General features: G+C 40.7%; 18 protein-coding genes, 3 pseudogenes and 1 other annotated feature. Of the genes and pseudogenes, 2 read left to right on the plus strand and 19 right to left on the minus strand.

Annotated elements, in window-relative coordinates; genetic code table 11:
- Positions 1-17 precede the first annotated feature (17 nt).
- From AC1TO8_RS19925 to AC1TO8_RS19940, 4 genes and pseudogenes are all read right to left on the minus strand, one after another.
- Entirely contained in the window at positions 18-344 is a 327-nt protein-coding gene (locus AC1TO8_RS19925; RefSeq protein ID WP_482057371.1) for a hypothetical protein, read from the minus strand.
- Complete coding sequence (gene rsgA / locus AC1TO8_RS19930; RefSeq protein ID WP_482057372.1) at positions 341-1468, minus strand: ribosome small subunit-dependent GTPase A; 1128 nt, start codon at positions 1466-1468, stop codon at positions 341-343. The genes AC1TO8_RS19925 and rsgA overlap by 4 nt, the downstream gene beginning before the upstream one ends.
- 501 nt (positions 1469-1969) lie before the next feature.
- The gene (locus tag AC1TO8_RS19935) at positions 1970-2416 is read right to left on the minus strand and encodes a GNAT family N-acetyltransferase (protein WP_482057373.1); all 447 of its coding nucleotides are present in this window, start codon (positions 2414-2416) and stop codon (positions 1970-1972) included.
- Between the two features lie 143 nt (positions 2417-2559).
- Positions 2560-3312 (minus strand): annotated as a pseudogene (locus tag AC1TO8_RS19940) (phosphotransferase); the annotation flags it as partial.
- Positions 3313-3671: 359 nt separating this feature from the next.
- On the opposite strand from AC1TO8_RS19940, the pseudogene AC1TO8_RS19945 reads away from it, so the two are divergent.
- A pseudogene (locus AC1TO8_RS19945) lies at positions 3672-3776 on the plus strand (polyketide cyclase); the annotation flags it as partial.
- Between the two features lie 118 nt (positions 3777-3894).
- Here AC1TO8_RS19945 and argC read toward each other — a convergent pair.
- The 9 genes from argC to AC1TO8_RS19990 form a co-directional block, all read right to left on the minus strand.
- Positions 3895-4848 carry an N-acetyl-gamma-glutamyl-phosphate reductase gene (gene argC, locus AC1TO8_RS19950; RefSeq protein ID WP_482057374.1) on the minus strand — a complete coding sequence of 318 codons (954 nt, stop codon included), beginning with the start codon at positions 4846-4848 and terminating at the stop codon, positions 3895-3897.
- 109 nt (positions 4849-4957) lie between these two features.
- Entirely contained in the window at positions 4958-6598 is a 1641-nt protein-coding gene (gene metG / locus AC1TO8_RS19955; protein ID WP_482057375.1) for a methionine--tRNA ligase, read from the minus strand.
- Positions 6599-6639: 41 nt separating this feature from the next.
- Positions 6640-6901: a binding site (T-box leader), on the minus strand.
- Between the two features lie 219 nt (positions 6902-7120).
- Positions 7121-7942 (minus strand): alpha/beta fold hydrolase, encoded by an 822-nt coding sequence (locus tag AC1TO8_RS19960; protein WP_482057376.1) that lies wholly within the window; start codon positions 7940-7942, stop codon positions 7121-7123.
- 25 nt (positions 7943-7967) lie between these two features.
- Positions 7968-8939 (minus strand): hypothetical protein, encoded by a 972-nt coding sequence (locus AC1TO8_RS19965; protein WP_482057377.1) that lies wholly within the window; start codon positions 8937-8939, stop codon positions 7968-7970.
- 61 nt (positions 8940-9000) lie between these two features.
- A complete protein-coding gene (locus tag AC1TO8_RS19970) occupies positions 9001-9447 on the minus strand; it encodes a DinB family protein (RefSeq protein WP_482057378.1) in 447 nt (148 codons plus the stop codon).
- Between the two features lie 107 nt (positions 9448-9554).
- Positions 9555-10355 carry a hypothetical protein gene (locus AC1TO8_RS19975; protein ID WP_482057379.1) on the minus strand — a complete coding sequence of 267 codons (801 nt, stop codon included), beginning with the start codon at positions 10353-10355 and terminating at the stop codon, positions 9555-9557.
- Between the two features lie 87 nt (positions 10356-10442).
- On the minus strand, positions 10443-10661 hold the full coding sequence (locus tag AC1TO8_RS19980; RefSeq protein WP_482057380.1) for a hypothetical protein: 219 nt from the start codon (positions 10659-10661) through the stop codon (positions 10443-10445).
- A gap of 45 nt (positions 10662-10706) precedes the next feature.
- A complete protein-coding gene (locus AC1TO8_RS19985) occupies positions 10707-11612 on the minus strand; it encodes an NAD(P)/FAD-dependent oxidoreductase (protein WP_482057381.1) in 906 nt (301 codons plus the stop codon).
- Positions 11613-11701: 89 nt separating this feature from the next.
- Positions 11702-12100: an RrF2 family transcriptional regulator gene (locus AC1TO8_RS19990; RefSeq protein WP_482057382.1), complete on the minus strand. Its 399-nt coding sequence runs from the start codon at positions 12098-12100 to the stop codon at positions 11702-11704.
- 129 nt (positions 12101-12229) lie between these two features.
- Here AC1TO8_RS19990 and AC1TO8_RS19995 point away from each other — a divergent pair.
- Positions 12230-12730 (plus strand): annotated as a pseudogene (locus tag AC1TO8_RS19995) (EamA/RhaT family transporter); the annotation flags it as partial.
- A 217-nt stretch (positions 12731-12947) separates the two neighbouring features.
- Here AC1TO8_RS19995 and AC1TO8_RS20000 read toward each other — a convergent pair.
- The 6 genes from AC1TO8_RS20000 to AC1TO8_RS20025 form a co-directional block, all read right to left on the minus strand.
- Positions 12948-13889, minus strand: a complete 942-nt coding sequence (locus tag AC1TO8_RS20000; RefSeq protein ID WP_482057383.1) for a stalk domain-containing protein — start codon at positions 13887-13889, stop codon at positions 12948-12950.
- A 391-nt stretch (positions 13890-14280) separates the two neighbouring features.
- Complete coding sequence (locus AC1TO8_RS20005) at positions 14281-16977, minus strand: hypothetical protein (protein ID WP_482057384.1); 2697 nt, start codon at positions 16975-16977, stop codon at positions 14281-14283.
- A gap of 544 nt (positions 16978-17521) precedes the next feature.
- Entirely contained in the window at positions 17522-17827 is a 306-nt protein-coding gene (locus AC1TO8_RS20010; protein ID WP_482057385.1) for a DUF3889 domain-containing protein, read from the minus strand.
- Between the two features lie 312 nt (positions 17828-18139).
- Positions 18140-18619 carry a GNAT family N-acetyltransferase gene (locus AC1TO8_RS20015; RefSeq protein ID WP_482057386.1) on the minus strand — a complete coding sequence of 160 codons (480 nt, stop codon included), beginning with the start codon at positions 18617-18619 and terminating at the stop codon, positions 18140-18142.
- A gap of 76 nt (positions 18620-18695) precedes the next feature.
- On the minus strand, positions 18696-19274 hold the full coding sequence (locus tag AC1TO8_RS20020) for a DJ-1/PfpI family protein (protein WP_482057387.1): 579 nt from the start codon (positions 19272-19274) through the stop codon (positions 18696-18698).
- A gap of 168 nt (positions 19275-19442) precedes the next feature.
- Positions 19443-20699 (minus strand): MFS transporter, encoded by a 1257-nt coding sequence (locus tag AC1TO8_RS20025; protein ID WP_482057388.1) that lies wholly within the window; start codon positions 20697-20699, stop codon positions 19443-19445.
- Positions 20700-20715 lie beyond the last annotated feature (16 nt).

Consider the following 20715-nt stretch of genomic DNA (forward strand, 5'->3'; position numbering starts at 1 on the left):
TTGAATCTCATCGCCATTTATTTCGGCGTGATAACACTCCGGAGAACGGAAGGAATCGGTGAAAACCTCTTTAAAATCCGATGAATAGAGGTCATATTCCCTTCGCCATGATTCCGGATCACCATAACGCTCAAATTTTTTCTGTGTTTCCAAACTATTTTATACGGCAGATTTTCACCATCGGAAGTTTCAGCCATACCTGTTACAAGCAGAACATCTCCTACTGTCCCGCCTTGCAATTCTTTGAGTTGATAATCTGCGCGGATTATCGTCTTGTCGAGCATTTTACTCAAAACAAGCGCCAGTATTTCGGGCTTCAAAAATCTTTCATCATGGTTATTCATATCTTGTTTCCTCCTTTTTTACCCTTATGTCGCATGGCAATCGACTTATGCAATGCCCGTTTATCGATGAGATACCCCGATTTATCATTCACAAACTTGTTTTCTCGCTTCTGTACAAGGTAACGCTCCCAATGCTCTGACGCCAATGATCCATCGGCAAGGGCGGCAAGAACTGCGCAGCCCGGCTCGGTCTGATGGCGGCAGTCATTGTAGCGACACTGTGTGAATAATTCCTCCACGTCGTGAAATCCCGCCCTGATTCCTTCGTCCGCATCAAACAGCCCAAGTTCACGCATACCCGGAGTATCAATAACCATCGCGCCGGATGCGAGCATGAAAAGCTGGCGATGCGTTGTTGTGTGCCGACCCCGGCTGTCGGCCTCGCGGATAGCCTGAACAGTCATCACTTCCTGATTCATCAAGGCGTTTAGCAGCGAGGATTTCCCCACGCCGGACATGCCGAGGAATACCACGGTTTTTCCTGGTTGCAGATATTCACTCAACCTGTCTAAACCACTCCCTGTGTGACTGGAAACTGCGTGTACCGGCACATTAGGATCGGTTTTCTGAACCTCAGCTAACGGTGCGCTGAAATCCGGGACTAAGTCAGCTTTTGTTAAAATTACGACAGGCTGGCCGCCGCTCTGCCGCGTCTGTGTCAGGTAGCGCATGATGCGGCTGACCTTGAAATCCCAGTTTAGGGACGACACGATAAATACGTAATCAAAATTCGTTGCTACGACTTGCTCCAGTATAGTTTTGACAAACCCTGCTGCGTGTCCTGAATAGTCAGCGCGGGAAAATTTCGAGAGGCGGGGCAGCAATTTGGCAATGCGCGAAGCGCCGTTTTCGTTATATTGTAGAAATACAAAATCGCCAACGCACGGAAAATCCTCCCGAGTCCCCGCAGAGTGGTAGAACGCGCCCTTCAATACAGCCGTCACTTCTCCTTGTTCGGTGATGACGGTATATTGCTCTCGCTGAAGTTCCGTAACCCTTCCGGGTATTAAACCTATCGGCGGCGTTTCGGCTTCGATATATCCGTATTGTTTCAAATCAATCATTGAACCGATCCTCTCCTTAAAATTAAAGTTGTTGTTGGGCATAAAAATACCGCGAAACAAGCAGCCTCCTAAGAAGCTGCTGTTTCGCGGCGAAAAGCCGAAAGTCGGCTTATAATCAAAAAGGGATACGACCTTCATCGGTCCCGCTAACAGCAGTATACACGAAAGGTTACTGTTTACGGCATAGCAAAAAACACGGGTGATATTCCCGGTTGCTCTCATTCCAAGCTATAATCAAAGATTGGAATTTACTATGCCCGATATTCGGTTAAGGCAAAACCACCAATACCATATAAGCAATCATTACAAACATCTCCTTTCGCGGGAAAAAGTTGAAATACAAATTCACTTCTATATTGTGACATAAACCTTTGTGAGAAATCTAAGGAAAATTTGATTATAATCAAATCTTATCGGTAAGCTACCTCTCCAACTCAATCCCCCAACTGTCGTATATAACATAAATAAAATGTGTATTTTAGAGTAATATCATCCCCGATATAGAGGGATATTCCTTCACAATAAAGACTGCCGACGAGTGCCGACAGTCAATGTATATTGCTAATCGATTTTAAGAAGACGTATTATTTCACCGTCTATTACGTCTTCACTAACTTTTATAAATCCTAAAGATTCATATAACTTTCCCGCAATTTGATTGTCTGGTCGATGTCCAATCATTATTCTTTTGCATTCTGGAATACTCATAAACTCAATCAACATCTCTAATGCTACCTTACCGCAACCTTTACCTTGATGAGTTTCATCAATCATTATAGCAGGAATCCAATAGTTATCATCCTTGTCTGGTTTCGTACAAAATACGATAAATCCGACTAAAACCTCTTCCGAGTAAATAGCACGCAATTCAAACTCATCAACATATTTAGATTCTGCAATCCAATAAACAACTGGTGCAGGAAAGACATTAAGCTGTTCTGGCTTAACTTTAAGCTTGGTACATTCATACCAATTTTCAATAGACACTGGCTTTAATGCAATTACCATACGAAATTCCTCCCAAATTTTACTTCGCAGAGGATTTCATCCCCTACGATTATTTCGTAACCTTCCTTACAACCATTGCAACATGGATATTCTTCATACCACATCACTCCTCTCGAAAATTAAAAACTCTAATGATAAAAAACTCAATCAACAAATATTCTCTCTCCTATTATTAGGTCTATCTGACGTAAAAAATCTTCTGCAAGTTCTAGCTGTCTAGTTGCAAAATCCAAATCTCCGTGACCTGCAAGGGCGAAGTCTAAGTTACCTAATACAGACATTATTATACGTCCAGTAATAGCAAATCCAAAAGCTTTCAGATCGGTACCATTGTCGATATGGCATAATATGTATTTAAAGGTTGGCTCCTCAATTCCGCCAAACAATGCAAGATTACCAATAAAAGAAGCCAAGTCCCAGTAAGCGGGCATCATTGATACATCCTCAAAGTCAGTCCAAATCCAACCTTCAGGACTTGGTAATAAGTTTCTCGCATGGGCATCTCCATGACACGGTATTAACACACTTGATTCGAGTCGCATATACTCATCTACCCTTGAAAACACATTTAGCAGTGCTTGTATTCGTTGATCGGAGTATTTCCTCAATCTATCAGCCGATTGACATGTCCGTTCCCATACACCAAGCACAGGAAGCTCGTCATTGAAGTCTTTCATTGCGATTGAAAGTCCATTTAGAAGTTCGACGACTTCACTAGGTGAAGGAGGTTGCAACTGTGTGGGTGGAACATACTCCCCTAACGTCATCCATGTACCCGTAACATCATACGTTCCTGCATCAGTAAGGTCGGTAGGTAACAATACAGGGATACCCTTTGATTGAAGGTGACGCGACACCTGTAACTCTCTATCAAGTAAATTGTATGCGTACTCTGCATCTTCTTTTCTTCTCTACAGTTAATAACACTTGTGATATAAGTCTGCCTTTCTCCGGCACTACAACAGCTCCTTAATTTAGGTGTAAAAGTATCTTAACACCATGGATGTTTTCCTCACAGGTACAAAACAATTATAATTGACTATTCTGTCTGTTAGTTTAGTGGATTAACGTATCATTCTTTAATATAATCTGACCTCTTAGGGCAAGGTAATGAGAATACTGTCGATAATGCTGGCAGCCTGATGTCCGTGGACTCGGCACTATCATGTCACATGAGTTTAACGATATAATTATCAATGGATCTAAATTTTATATAATGAGGCGGGTCATCACAATGGAGACAGGTAATAATGTAACTTTTGAAGCAGAAACCACCAATCCCATTGAAATGCAAAAAGCAGGCTTTCAGGCGATTCTAGACAACTTTAAAAAATATAGTGAAATTTCTAAAGAAGATTAGGTTGAAATGAATCGGACATGCAGGTTTATTCATAATTATTTGAAAACACTAATTGAAATCTTCCTTTTGGAAGGTTTTTTTCTACCAAAAATAGACGTGTTGTCTGTAACGGCAAGTTTTACGAAATAAGCCCCATTCCCTCATCAAGTCCCAACATTATGTTCATACATTGAATTGCTGCTCCCGATGAACCCTTCCCGAGGTTGTCTAGTCTGCATGCGACAACAACTTGATCGTCATTCCCTAGAACAAAAATCTCAGAATAATTGGTTCCGTTGCATACTGTCGGATCAAGAGCAAATTCGGAAATTCTCTTAGTATCATCAAGTGGGATGACTCTTACGAACGTTTCTCCATGATAATAATCTGTGAGGATAGCATGAATTTCCTGAAGGCTAGGTTGATTAATAAGTAGACGAGTAACCAAAGGAACTGTCACAACCATGCCATTGTAAAAATCGCAAACAGTCGGAAGGAACACAGGCTGAAACTCAAGATCCGTAAATTTCATCATTTCAGGTAAATGCTTATGATCCATGTTTAAACTATAGTGCTGTGGGTTCCTTATGATGTCGTTTACATCACTAAAACTGCCTGTTTCATGCTGTGCAATTAATGCCTTTCCCCCGCCACTATAACCCGTTAATGAGTGGCAACAAACCGGATAATCACGTGGAAGGATTCCCCTTTGGACAAGTGGGTTAATTCCAAGCACAAATGCAGTAGCATGGCAACCTGGCACTGACACACGAGCAGCGTTAGCTATCTCGCCCCTTTGTAAAGCCGATAGTTCTGGCAACCCATAGGCCCACGCATCATTGGTACGAAAAGCCGTACTGCTATCAATAACCCGGGTATTAGGATTTATGATGAGTGTTATGGCCTCTAGAGCACTCTGGTCTGGTAGACACAAGAATACAATATCTGCTTCATTCATTAACTTTATTCGGATCTCCGGATCCTTCTTATACTCCTCAGAAATCGATAGAAGTTCCACATCGATTCGTTGGTTAAGTCTTTCATGTATTTTTAATCCCGTCGTCCCGTACTGGCCATCTACAAATACTTTCATAGCATATACCTCCGTACACATAATGTATAATTATACATTATTACGTTTTTATATACAATTGGTTATTTCCTATGGCCACCCCAAGGATGGCCAGTCTTCCTCGAGTGGGCTACAGCTTTTGTTTCTCCAACAAACTTGTTTCTTCTTCAATTCGACTAAGATCAATACGCTCGAACAATAACTTTAGGTTTTGGATTTTTCGGTTAGCTGGAACTGAAGTCCACCTCCAAACGGGTTGTTCCAGTGTTAGAAACTTTCTTATTTCTTCACAAGAGAACGGAATAAACGGGTCAAGTAAATTGGACAGATTAGCTATAATTTGCACACATGTATTTAGTGAATATCCACACTCTTCTCGGTTTTCCTTCAACTGTACCCATGGCTTTTGTTCATCAAAGTATTTGTTTGCTCGGCGAACGTAAGTGAAAATCAGCTCAATGGCTTCCTTTAGATGACCTTTTTCAATTAAGGCTCCAGACTCAACATATAAATCCTCAATTGTTCTCTTCCATTCTTCACTAAAATTACCTTCTGGAACGCATCCTTCAAAAGACTTGTCGATAAAAGCCAACGTACGATTAACAAAATTTCCAAATGCGCCAAGCAATTCCCCATTGTGGCTATGGATGAACTCCCTCCATGAGAAATCAGTATCCCGGTTCTCAGGACCGTTTGCTATTAAAAAATAACGAATGGAATCCGGTTGATAGCGACTCATAATGTCCGGTACCCATACAGCCCAATGATTACTTGTCGAAAACTTCTTCCCTTCTAAGGTCATGTATTCACATGATATTATTCGATCAGGCAAATGGAGATCCCTTACACCTAAGAGTAGTGCTGGCCAAATTACTGTATGGAAAGGGATATTATCTTTACCATGTACATAATAAGCAGTTATTTCCTCCTTCCCCTCCAACCAGAAGGATTCCCAGCTACCACCTGTCTCTGCAGCCCACTGTTTACTCGCCGATAAGTAGCCGCTGACAGCTTCGATCCAAACGTAGATTTTTTTATCTTCGAACCCTTCAACTGGAACATCTACACCCCAAGTTAAGTCTCTAGTTACAGCACGATCTTGAAGTCCCTCTTTTAAGTATCGTTCAGTTAACTGCACAGCATTTCCCTTCCATCCTTGAGCTTTTGTTGCATACTCGGTTAATTCAGCTTGGAATCGTGAGAGCGCAAGGTAATAATGCTCTGTTGGACGCTCAATCGGGGGATTCCCACAAATCTTGCAAGTCTTGTCAGATAGGTCTGCAGGATCTAACAATGTTGAACAATAGTCACATTGATCACCTCGGGCGCGGTTCCCACAAACAGGACAAATCCCCTCAACGTATCGGTCCGGTAAAAATCGTTGATCTGTTTCACAATAGGTCTGCTGTATTTCTTTCTTGTACAAATATCCATTTTCCAATAAAATCAAAAACAATTCTTTAACGACATGATGATGAAATTCTTGGTCCGTACGCGTGTACAAATCATAAGTAAACCCTAGCTGCTTAAAGCACTCGGCAAATTCCTGATGAAATCGATCTGCAATATCCCCTGGAGTGACACCCTCTTGAATAGCCTGAACGGCGACAGGTGTACCGTGGCAATCACTTCCTGATACATACAATACATGGTCTCCCTTTGAACGAAAATAACGTGCTAGCACATCTCCTGGTAATAAACTTGCTAAACGTCCCAAATGCAATGAACCATTCGCATAAGGCCAAGCTCCGCCAATAAAAATATTTGCCATGATAACTCCTCCTTTTTTGACAAACAAAAAAGCCCTCATCCCGAAGGGACGAGAGCTGTGCTCACGTGTTACCACCCAATTTTATTAATGCCTTACGACATTAACCTTTTCAGGTACGACGCATTCGCGTTTATACCCTAGCACAATAACGGGTGCGGGTTCCGGCGCAGCCTACAACCACATGAGGGTTCGATGCGCAGCTCAGAGACCATATTCCCAAAGTTATTCTTTACCCCTTTTCAGCAACCGGGGCTCTCTGTATAAAGACATCACCATGGTACTCTTTCTCGTCTTAGCTTTTATTCTGAATATTCAAGTTATTGGAGATTATACTGGGAATAATTTCCTAAGTCAAGACTATTTAATGAAGAAGAAATCATTACCCAGAATCGCCTGATTAATCTCCTTGAAGATCCCTCTAAGCGATCAAGGGCGAATACTCGCAGTCGAAATGTGTTGTTAGCCGAAGTCATTGACTTGCCTGAGCTACCTTCAACCAGTACACAACCTGTCAGTCCATTTCTAGAGGACCCTATTTAACCATTCTTTTACGGTCTCTGTAAACAGTGTATCCTGTTCAATTTGCAGATTATGACCAGCTCTATCAAATAAAACAAAGGATGACCTAGGATACATTTCAATAATATTCCATAATGCTTGGTACCCAACAATTGAATCTTGCCTTCCAGTCAACATAAGTGTAGGTTTCATGTACGGCTTTTCAAGGGCATCCACGTTAAAACTAAAAGCAACATGCTGCCCTAGATAGTTTTCCAAGAATGATTGGTCGGCAATTTTTAGACCTGGAAGGATTTCTTCATTAAACCTCTCCCATACCCGTTTGTTTTGTACTGCATTTATCCCCTCACTTACGAAATAATTTCTATCCTCTAGAGTTAGACTGTTCAAAAGAATTTCATCTTTATCAAACACCTGAAAATATGCTCCATTATCTTTTTGTGTTTCTTGTTCTGCGAGAGGACAGATTAACAGAAGTCCATCCACAATCGAAGGACGTTTATTAATTATTCCTCTAGCTAAGTAGCCCCCATAGGATTCTCCTGCTATAACAAATTTCTGATTCGGTATGATGTCATCAATAAAGCCAAGAACCAAATCAAGCATTTGATCAGAACCAGTAATCCATTGTTCTCCTTTGGTCTTCCCCATTCCAGGTAAATCAAAATAAATACGTTTCCACGGTGTATTCATCATTTGGAAGACCGGTTCCATGCACCCTTTCATCAGTCTGTGATCCGGGCCCCATCCATGAATCATTACAATCGGCATACCTTCACCATAAACTTCATAATAAATGTTTACATCCCTAACTGTACACTGCATATCTCTATATCTCCTTTGTGTGTTTTCATAATATCCCCCCATTAACTTGGATTTCAATCGGCTGTATAGAGAGCCTACTGTTTTCAAGTTCAAGAATATGTCCCACCATATTCGCTTCTAGATACGCTTCGTTCCCAACACCTTCTATAAATGCACCGTTAACATCCAGTGTGGTAGTTCTAACTGTAAGTTTTTGCTTCCCTAATTTAGTTACTTTAAATTTATCCTCAACCTTGAACGTTTGACCTGGTTTTAATACAGTTCCATAACCCAAGTCAACATAAGCTCGGCTTTCATTACTACCTGTAAAGGAAAAACGAATGATGGGTCCTCCATGAGAAAATGTAACTGTTTCATCACCAATATACTTTAAAATTCCTTTTACTTTTAGTATCCCGCCATTTCTGATCACAGTAGGTGTTGTCACTTCAAGAACAAAATCTGAAGCTTCGACACTTCTAGTTACTACATTTTCTACTTCCGCACCTTCTAGTTGTATTTCTAAATTCTTTGTTATTTGATCTTGTCGGTATCTTACAGTAATCAATTTACTTTCCATGTCGAAAAAATCTTTGGGTAATATCTTAGTTTGTTTTTCTATACCATTTTTCTTTAATAGCATTGATTCAACTGCTACACATACACCCGTACTCGATGCCAATTTACCATTAGAAATAAGAAGCCCACAATCAAAAACCAGATCTAAAGACTTCCCTGTTTTATTAGTAAATACAATATTGGTCTTATAATTTGTTTTATCTGCGTCAATTTCTGCAAGTATACTCACTCTTAAAGCTTCATCTTCAATGGAACCTTTTAGTGTGCTCGGAACTTCCTCTACTATTATTTCTTCCGAATGTCTCTTTTCTATAGGAGGCGAGGCGATGAAATCTTCTTTAGTATTCAATTCTAATCCATTGTTGTTATCCTGAAGCGAAGTACAACCTGTTAGGGAAATAATGACTATGATTACTCCCAATAAAGACATTCTTCTCATCCAAATCACCTCAACGTTTAGACGAAGAAAACAAGGAAAATGTTCCAAAAAATTTATACATCTATCTCACAAAAGTTATATAATCAATGTTAACTGGTTCAAAACCATTTGCTCGAATTCGTGAGTTAATCTGCCCTCGATGATACTGACCATGAAGTGCTACATGTGTTAGAATATCTCGGGTGGAAGGCTTAAACTCTTGACCTTTACTGTTTGTGTATGATATTAAGTTATCTAGGTCAGCTTTTTCCACTTCAGCGAGAAGTGTTTTGAAGTTATCTTCATTTTGTTGGATAAGCTTTGCACAGGCTTCTAGATCACCATCCGACCAGATGGGCATTTGTGAACTGTCCTTTCCATTAATTCTAGTAATCCATATTTGTTCTGCATATAAAATATGGGAAAATAAACGTACCTGTTGGTCCTCAACTTCATTATTTTGCAAGGTTTCTAGTATGCGTTGATTAGCCCAATTTAGATGTTCATACATCTTTTGGATTGTTTTCAATGGTTCCGCCTCCTACATGATCTATCACTTGTTTTGTATCCATTCTATAAAAAGGAGTTCTTCCCCTTCTTTTACTCAAATATCATTTTCCGTTGGTTTAAGCATTTCTAGCGCATCTCCCTGTTTACCGCGATCATCTGCAACACCTTTCGGTCGTCACCCTTCAGTTTGACCTTACCGGCAAGTAGTTGTGAGGAACCGTCCCCATCTAGAAATATGGCCTCATCCAAATTTCCTACGGCAACATTTCTCTTAATAGCAGTACGAAATTGCTCCGCTGTACATTTGGTAGAAGTGACGACTAGGTAGATTTCTCCAAAGACATCGTAGGCCATTGCACTGCGAAGCCGCTCATCGTCGGGAAACGGTAGCCCTTCTTCTTTGACCGCTGCGTAATACCACCCGCTTTCGTCCTTTAAATTCATACTGACTCCGCCCTGTGCCCAGAAATTTGTCGCATCTGTCATCTGTAGATCGTCGACGCTTGCTTCTCGTTGTACGTCGATCATCCCTGTGATCCGATCATATACGATGGTTCCTCGGGCGTATTTGACGTTAAACCAGCCTGAACCGTATTTGTTAGGGCTTCCGTTTGCGGGCATGCCATCCATAACTGCGATGCTCAACAACTGATTTTCCCAAAAGAATCCACCATTGATTCCGTTCGTTCCCGATCGCACAACATTATCTTTTATGCTATAAAGCGAAATACTACTCGGTTCCGTACGCAGCATATGTAGAACAACCCCATTATCAGCGGTTATTTGAGAGTACTTAACGGCTTCTGGAATACCGTCTTTATTTAAGAGCCATCCAGATACGACCCCAAAAATTAGAATGAAAGCACATAAGTAAATTGGAAAAGAACGCCTTATAACAGCTAACCTTTCATTCCCTTTTCCTTTCAAATCCGTTCGTCCCCCCTAATTGTTAAGCACTTTTATATTTACGCTAATATTGGGTAATTGTTCCGTTAGTTAAACTTTTAAAGCAAATCATTCCGCATGGAAAATCCATCCTGCCAACAGCCCCTCGTTTTTTTCAAGTAGGAGAAAAAGCTTCGTAATGTCGCCGCTTACCCTCTCGTACAATTCCGCTAATTCTTGTCCGACATCTATCCAGAAGCTTTTCCTTACATTTAACCGGTCTTGAAGTTCGGAATCATTCACGTCTCCGTACGCGCTTATTTGATGGTCCCCACGCAGAGAGTTCATTGCCCCTTCCCGCACCGATCACGATCAAGGATGCAACTTTTTCGCCTAATATTTGTTCCAAACCTCTTCGTTCAGTTCATTGTTAATGCCCACAGCGGCCAATGAACCCATAGAAGCTGCTATAATGGCTTGATGAAGTTGTGATGCTGCATCTCCGGCACTAAAGACACCTGGAACGTTCGTTTTGCCGAAATTATCGACGATGACAGTTCCTGCTTCTGTGATCTCGCAACCTATTGCTTGCGGCAAGTCTGATCCGGAATTAAGCTTCGGTCTGAAAAATATCCCAGTACATGTGATTCTTGTACCGTCCTTCAGAACAACTTGCTGCACCATACCGTCGTTAGATTCAACAGACTCAATCGGTGAGTCAAATACAGGAATATGATGTTGACTTAATTCGTCACGTTGTCCATCCGTCAATTCGTCAGGTCCATGGGTACAGATTGTAATATGGTTCGTCCATCCAGATATCGTTTTGGCCATGTGCAGTGCATCCGCTCCCTTGATAATTAAGACAAGCGGCTGATCTCTTAGTTCCCAGCCATCACAATACGGGCAGATAAAGGCGCTTTTACCATATACATCTGCCAACCCCTTAATATCCACCGGGAGGTCCTTCATCCCTACTGTAAAGAGGAGCTTTTTGCTTCGATAGCTCTGTCCCTGTAAAGTCGTAATTTGAAAATCACCATCGGTTCCCGTAATCGATATGACAGCATCCTCCACAAAGGTAACGGATGGATATGAACTAATCTGTTCCTTTGCAATTCGTCTAAATTCGCTTGGACTTATATGATCTCTAGTAAGAAATCCGTGGGTCTCGCGAGTAAGCCTATTACGCGGACGTCCTTCGTCAATTACAACTACCTTTTTTCTTGCCCTGCCTAGCACAAGAGCAGCATTTAGACCTGCCGGTCCTCCGCCGATAATAACACAATCGTGAGTCATCCTGATTCACCCTTTCGCTTTTCAATATTAATATTAAAGATATAATAGACTCGTTATATCTCTAATGATTTCAAAAAAAGAACGGATCTTCACTCCGTCTTTAATAATTTCGGTAAATCTGCTATTTTCTTATTTTCCAGATACTGCTCCATCTGTCGCTCAGCGTCGATAACAACCTGCTGGATCACACATTCGCTTCCATGATTCAGGCTACATTCGAATAAGGAAGCGGTTCCCTCGATCGCATGGATAATATCCAGAAAAGAGATATCTTCCTGCTTCCGTCTGAGCCAGTATCCCCCGTTTGCACCGGACGCAGATTGAATCAATCCAGCCTTGACAAGTTTGGTCATCATCTTGGACAGATAGGTCTTCGAAACGCCTAGCTTTTCAGCAAGCAATTGAACACCAACAGGCTTATCGGGCGATGCCGTCACAAGAAAGAGCATCGCATGAAGCGCATAGTCTGTCGCTTGGGAATATTTCATTTAGCACCTCCATTAACGACTTCATGGATCTATAATAACTCCAATATTTCTAAAAAGCAAGCATGTATTCTTGTACAAGCGCTCATTGACCCAATAAACAAGCAGCGTTGTCATTGCGCTATCCCGCCCATTGCTAGAGTCTTAGCGGGAGTGCTTCTCCTCATCTTCCGGCAACAACGGCCTGTCCGAAGCGACATCGTTCCGCTATTGTTAGTAGCACTCTGCGTGGTAGTAGGTTTCCCACTGCTGTCAGCCTTGGCGCTTCAGTATGTCACATATTCGCACGTCGATGATTCGTTAATGCTGGCTTCTATCATCGTGTGCGGTTACGGTTATGCGGAAGGGGCACGACTCTCAAAGAGGCTAGGGGGCTGGCAGGTGATCTCTTGGGCACTCGACCTTTCTCTTCCCGTTATGTCAGTACTCTCGTTTTACTACTGGCCAGTTTCGTGGGCCGGTATCAGTGGTTCCGCACTCTGGAGCCTTGCTTATGTCTCCCTGTTCAGTATGCTCATCGGCCTGCTACTTTCGGCTTTCGTTCTGCACGAGTCGATAGGTTGGCCTATCTTTATAGTAAATGTAGGTGTCGCACTGTGCGTGGCGATCGCACGACGACTTGCATCACATTAGTTTTCAACGTCAGCTCCGATTCATAGAGCTATCATAAGATTGAAGGCATCTTTCAGACTTGCTTAACATTTCAGGTTAGTTCAAGACTAAGTGCGTAGTTTCGTCCCAATGCGACAGAAAAAGTCAACAATGAATTTGTTGCCTGACTCCTGTAATTTCTTATTCACCAATCGTGTCACGTTAGATCTCTCCGTAACGACACCTCAGAAAACCTCAGCTAATTTTTAATCTTAAAAGTAGTTTTTATTGTGTTTATGTAGTCCCACATAGAAGCATATTCTGCCTTCAGCTTCTCATCGCTTTCATTATAATTTACATCTGATGGAGTGCTTAATGAGAAGATTTTGTCATCCTTTTCTCCGATCTTAGATATTTGAATATTCTGTTTAGCTATTAGCCCGTCTGTACTCCATTTATCTTTAGACCATATATGGATAGTAAATAATACTCCCCCCCAACCTGCTTCTTTATTTGCTATGTCAATAAAATAAATAACATCTGTACCTTCAACTACATCATATTTCCCTTCCCAACTTGTAGGGAGTTTAAGAGTGATATTGTATTTCGTATTTTCGTAAAGCATGCTTGGGGCTTCAGGAATAATATGATTATTTACAGATCCGATATGAAGGTTGACTGTCGAATACGTTCTGAAATCCCCCAAACCTTCCAAAACGAAGGTTTGGGATTCGACTCCAAAATCATTTCCTTTTATGGCAACATCGCCAATTTTTTCACTTTTATCATTGTAAAAAGATAAGTTTGCTCCAATCATATTTTTCGAGCTCCCTACACCGTCCATTCTTAATTGACCCGTCACTTTTGTGTTATTACCCACTTTAGTTAATATTAAATTACCAACAGATATATCTTTGAAGTCTGGATCCGTTAAGTCTAAGTTTCTATTTTTGACAAAAATCTTTTGTGAATCCGAATCATATTCGATGGTTCCGCCCATATTTTCAGCTATAAAGCGAATGGGTACATACGCATGTCCATCTACATTCAGAACCTTGTATTCATTATTTAATGCAATATCGCTACCATTAATTTCAAATCTTGCTGGAAATAATAACGCTTGAATAGTACCCGAAGCAAAAGCAACCGATGAACAGGCAAAAAGTAACACGCAAGTTAGTCCCAATATAAATTTTTTCAAAAGAACACCTCTTTTTCATTATTTATATCTATAGACGTCATGCGTTTCAATTAGTTTCCTAATATAGTGAAATTCCCCAATTGTTCAGCCTGGGAGCTTAATAACTCTGGATTTATATCAAATCAATATATCTTGCATCTCCACCAAATAATTCGTCTGCAATTAAATTGCCATCATACCGATAAAGGTAAACGTCAAATACAGCCTTATCCCAAATTCAGGTAAGGGGCTAATTGACGCTTACCTTATAAACTTGTCGTGATATTCAAAAATGAAGAAACGCCAAAGGGTAATAGGAGAATCGCTTGGTTATTTTATAGTCTTTGTGTAGTGGGGTTAAAGAAAAATTAAGATCGTTATTCTAATGGCGAAATGTTACATTCTTAGCACCTTACCAACCGTCTCCAAAACAATTGATCGTCCCCCTACCAAGTTCAAGATCATAATATTCTGTAAAGGTGAGATCAATGGTGAGCCTTTCTGGATTGGCGCCGTATGCCTCATGTTCTCCATGGGATAGCACCATTACTTCCCCTTGCAATCTCCCTTCGATTTTAGCCATATGTGCTTCAGGACCTTGCTCAAATTGGTGAATCGTTAATGATGCACTTGGCGGAACATTCAAACTAACTAGTTCACCGTTAACTAACATATCCCAAGGAACCCCTTCACCAAATATAACCATCTGATGTTCGCGAGCTACAAACTTTGTTAAGTTGCGATCTATCATTGCCCCGTCCACTTCGACATGAAAAGTTCCCGTTTCGCTAGGTTGTGGCCCATCACCAATAAAGTTGATTGTTACGGAATCGCTTGAATCATTAGATGGATCCGAAAAAATAAATGTCATGCTTTCCAATAAACCCCCGACCTTTTCATCTTTCCAAGTAATAAAACTACTCTCCCCAAGCACTTGTTGTCCTCCAATCGTAATGCCATGGAAACAATAACAATCACCTACCAGCACTTTGGCTTCACCCTTAATCGTAGGTTCCTCCACACTCGTTGCGGTCACAATGATCGGTTCGCTTATATTGCTTTCAGGTGCAGTAAACAGGCCAGACGATGTGATACTGCCATTGCTTGCACTCCAAATCACATCCTGATTAGCAATGCCATGTATGGTCGCTGTGAATAGTTGATTTTCTCCGGGTCCGATGCAGCAAGTTTCCGGCAATATTTCAATCTGGACTTGATCACTGTGCAGGTATCCGTAGGCTTCCCTTGGCGGCGCATTAGGCAAAGCCCTCAGACCAGTCTCGGAAACACTTATTGCCGTTACCCTCACTGGGAAATCATTCGGATCGGAAGAAGTATGAATCGTCAATACAGAAGTTCCATCAGGTTCAATATCGACGTAATATGTGTGAGCACCGAAATCTTCCACTTCCCACAGGATCTCATTGTCGATTGCATTTTTGACTTTAGCTATGAAAATAGCAGCTTCACCAGGCTCAATTCTTTGTTCACTTGGAGTGACCGTTACTTCGATCGGCAACACGTTAATGACTGTATCCTTGGAAAAAAACATTCCATTCGTCTGATAAGCACGGCGGCCAAAACGATCTCCGCGCGGTGCTATTTCCAGCGTAGCTTCGCCTGTAGATCGAACTTGATAATTATAGTGTTCCTGCATATAAACAGGAGCCTGTTCTTCATTAATAATACGCGCAGTGCTCCACGTCTCATCGGAAATATCTGTAGGTCCAAACTTACATGGCGGTATTTCCAACACACCTGATCGGTCTGCTTCTGGGCCATACAATTCATTAGTTAGCGCTCCATATAATCCCCCGCTTACCAGATTCCAAGTCGCCTTTGTCCCTCCGAAATCATCCAGATTATACCTCTTCAGCATTCCATCTGTCACTCTTCCGCTTAATTGATTTAACAATATTTCAAATGCGGACTTATCTCCGCTCCACCCCCTGCTTCGTGCGGTTACCATTGCCTGTTCCCAATGACCGTTCAGCTTTACTTCATCCTCAAAAAACTCTGCGGGATCAACGATAACAGATAACTCTACAAATTCACTCGGTAAAATCCCTTCAAACAATTCATATTGCAACTTCATGCCCGTAATAAGCAAACCAGATGCTCCAGAAGCCTGAATTCCTTGGATGTTTCCCGCGGCGGTCGACAATACGCCAGCCATACCGAATAACGTGGCGGAGCTATCCAGCAATCTTGTATCACTGCCAAAAATCTCATTTCTAATTTGAAAGTTCATCAGGTCGTTAAGAGTGTCCGCATCAGGGATATGCCAGGCGGTATTGCAAGCAGAACGGCTCGTTTCCATACTGCTGACATATACCAACCCTTTTCCTGAAAGCTTAGAAACCCGAGGCGTTTCATTAATAGATATAGTCTCCATTTCCTTCAGGTCTTCAATATTTCGCGCCAAAATAGAGTGTATTTCGCTTCGTTTCACGAGACCATCTAGGACTTCCCAAGTCTCACCAGACAATTCAGTAAAATCTTCCGCTTCATTATTAGCAATGCGCTTAATGGAATTGACATTTTCCTCCCCTTGTACAATATGGTCAATCGCACGCAATGCAGTAGAAAATGGATTTTCTACTTGATCGACAGAACTAGACAATGACTTCGAATTCATTCCGAGTATGCGGGCTTGCTCCTGCCCCAATTCACCAAGTAATTCCGCGGCTTCGCGATAAGCCCCCGGTGCTTTAGGCAAAGGATCTATTGTAAATGGAATGGCCTCACATTGATTATCACTTTTGTCCAATAAAATCATCTTTACCTCTCCGCCACTGCTTTTAAGCGATGGATGAACGGGTACATAAAAACTTCCATCCACTCCTTCCAATCCCCTATCTACAGTCACGAGCAAGCTTTCTGTATCTTCCGCACCAGTTACAATTAACGAAGTTATTTCTTCAAAAAAAGAGGGTATCGCAGAAATTTCAACCCTGTCCATTGGTAAGCCTGAATTCACAGAAAATTGAACGTCTGTACAGTTAAATTCCTCGCTTACTTTTTTTTCGGCCTGACAGGCGGTAAGCAACAACGAAAGAAACACGAGAGAAATTACCATTACATTTTTGCTGCTTCGGAATCGAATCATAAACAAACTCCTCCTTATTAACTAATAGTCATTATAAAACAAGAAGGTAAAGAGTAGGTAAAGTATCAAATCTAGTATATAGAATATGTGCGATTTATGGATGGTAAAGAAAAAGTTAGTAAATTGCTCATTATGGTTCCGCGTTAAATGTTTGCCCTGAATGATGAACATTGAAAGTCTAATGGTTACCACAGGCGTTATTTGCACTAAAATGTGACGATGAAAGTTCTAACGGCCGCGACAGCGGCTATTTGCGTGATATGACCTGTTATTCGAGTGAAATGCTGATATAAGCATCATGGCACCCAACGAAAAATAGACTGCGAAATGACAATAAGGCATCCCAGCCGTTTTCACCAAAATAATTCGCCGTTACTTGTGGTACGGTTCACCGCGCTTGATCTTAAACTATTTTACTGGTAATCCTGACAAGCTATTAGCTGGTATAGCTGAGCGGATTTCCAGCAATGCAAAACAAGCGATGGATCGGTTCCACCGCTGTTCAATCGTGTCCCTTTAGAATTATAAGCGAGATTTATTAATTCTACCGATTAGATTCAGAAAACTGAATCGATTGGATCATTTCAGTTGACGGGTCAAATTGAATTGATACAAAAACCCCAAACTCGTTACCTTCTTTGCTTCTAATCCATAGTTTGAATTTCTCTTCAGACTTTTTTGGTGTTAAATTAGTACGACCAATGTGCTTATAATCAATTATGTCTGCTTTGTAATGTTTTTGTGTTTCCTCTACTGCAATTTCACCCCATTTTGCGTATTCAGGTGCAGCTTCTACTGAAACAGTAGAAATAATTAGAAGAGTTAATAGTGATATTATCATTTTTTTCATAATAACCACCCATCTGGAGAAGTTTTCAATAATATCTCCTACATTATCCAGATATATTCTTAATCAAACCTGCCCGTAGCGGAATGAAGGGCTTCCTTTTTGCAGACTTATGACTTCTATGACTCCGCTACGAACTCCTTTACTTTTGATGCAAAAATATCCCAACTCGTATCATAGTTGACATGAATTATCTAATAATAAAATCCCCAAAACAAAACATTTACACATAGATCCAAATAAGATCCAGAGGACGAGAAAATAACATCCCCAGTTTCCTCTGGCTTTATTAAACTATCGCGTCCCTATACTTTTTTAAGCCATTTTTTTTGTAAATGTAACTCTATGGTAATCCTTCTGAAAGAAATCATTTTCATGGTTAACCATGTCGAATCCTATATTACGATAGAAAGTTATAGTATCTTCATTACCGAGATGACCTAATGTATACAGAATAACCTTCTTCTCGTTAACTTTTTTTACTTCGTTGCAAATCGTGTTGATTAAAGCCTTACCAATACCTTGTCGCTGACAGTCATTTTTCACAGCTACACCAACTATTTCATAAAGGCTTTCTGCGTCATTGAAGATGTATCCAGCATGACCAACAATATTACCACTTTCGTTATATGCTACATAAAACTGACTTTTATTATTTTCAATTGAGGAACCAATAAAGCTACTCCATCGTATCGGATACTTCTCTATAATGAAATTTGGAAATTGGAGCGGATGTTCCTTCATTATATTTACTACTTCTTTTTGGTCCTGGAGTTCAAATGGCCTAATATTCATATTTTCATACCACCTAAATTTTTAATTTTTTATGTACTATTTCAATTATTCCCTTTGTGCTCGATCCTTCGGTTAATCAGCTAAACTTTCCAGTCTGATAGTAAGGGTAATCCATTTTTGTTTGGATTTTTTGTACGAATTCGATATTAGTTAAGTATTCGATTATAAAAAGACCCAGATCAATGGACGAAGAGACACCACCACCTGTAAATATAGTTCCATCCCTTACTATTCTAGATTTAACTACTTCAGAGCAATAGGGTACAAGCAACTCATATGCAGATGGATTTGTTGTAGCTTTTTTACCACTTAAAAATCCACATGCACCTAAAAGAAGTGCTCCCGTACATACGGAAACTTTATATTTCACGTCTTTAGCTGTCTGTAACCATAACAGAAAGTCCTCATCATTTCGTAATTGTCTTGTCGTCATACCACCTGGGACAAATATCAAATCGTATTGGGAAAGATCCACGCGAACATTTTTTAATTTAATTGTCATCCCGCGATCATCGATAATCTCCTCTTTTATGCCACAAAAATCCCATGATACATTCTCTACAGCATTTAAAATCCCAAGCCAAGTTATAGCTTCAGTAAAACCTGTTAAATCAAGCGTTGTCATTCCATCAAATAATATAAATGCCATCTTCATAAACCAACACCTGCCTTTATGTATTTTATAAACAAAAAGCACTTGATCATAGATCAACTCTTGGTTATAGACGTAAATGGAATGACTTGGTTACGACAAACTGTTCGTTAACGAACAAACTGTCGATCCATTGGATTCGGTAATGATAAACAGATGTTTATTGAGCTATTATGTCTCGTTTGCAGCTTCCTTCAATTCCGGCTTCCCCGCTTCGATTAACACCTTATTTCGACCTAAGAAAATAGCTACTATGATTATGAGTAACCCCGTTCCAATAAGCAACCATTCAATTTCGATGTAATCTGCAAGTGGTCCAAAGATGAGCATTCCCATGGGCATCATTGAAGTTGAAATCATTCCAAGTACACCAAAAATTCTCCCTAAATAGTTCTCATCCACTTTCTCCTGAACTAGAACAGTCGTTGGCGTATTGAAAATGGGCATCGCCACTCCGAAGATCGCCATGAATATCAAATAGATCCAGAAGACCGGAACAATACCGAGTAATAACGTACAGGCTCCCATTACAATGCTGGCGAGTGTCATCGTTTGTACTCTATTTTTAAAGCCTCCCCATGTAGCGATGATTCCTCCGCCGATCATCATGCCAATTGAAAACGCAATTTCGATTACTGTTAACCGCCAAACATCACCGCCGAAACTACGTGTAACTTGCAATGGGGTTAAGAACGCAGCAGGTGCCATCAAGACAAAGAAAAAGGCGAAGAAAAAAAACAGTTTCTTCAAAAATTCATGATTTTTAATATAAGTTAGACCTTGTTTAAAATCATTGAGATAGCTTAATTGTTGTTTCTCGGAAGCCTTCTTATGTAGCGGTATTTTTAACAATGTAAGTAATGTTACAATTGCAATCGCTGCGGTAATAACATCGATGAAGAATATTATTTCAATGGAAGTCAATGTCAATAGTGCCGCACTAACCATCGGTGACACGAACATGATGATAGCTTGTAAACTTCCATTGGTTCCGTTCACCTTCGTCAGTTTGTCACTTGGCACGATTTGCGGCAAAATAGCACCGACAGCTGGTGTCTGAATACCTGCTCCAACTGCACGAATTGCAGCCATTAGAAAGAGCAACCAAGTCGCATTATAACCCAACAAAAAAATAACAGCGAGTATCAAAGTTGCAATAGCAGTCAGTGCATCTGCTGCAATAATAAGCAACTTCCTATTATAGCGATCCGCCCATACCCCTGCGATAGGAGATAAAATAAAAGTAGGTATAAACCCACAAATGATATACAACGTCATCATGACACCTGACTGTGTAGTAAGCGTGATATACCACATAATCGCATATTGCACTAAGGACGACCCAAACAGTGATATCGTTTGACTTCCTAAAAAGAGAGTAATATTCCTTTTCCAATGGTGTACTGGATTTTTATTCGTTGACGACATCTAGTTACGATCTTCT

The sequence above is a fragment of the Paenibacillus sp. Y859 genome, assembly GCF_056786405.1.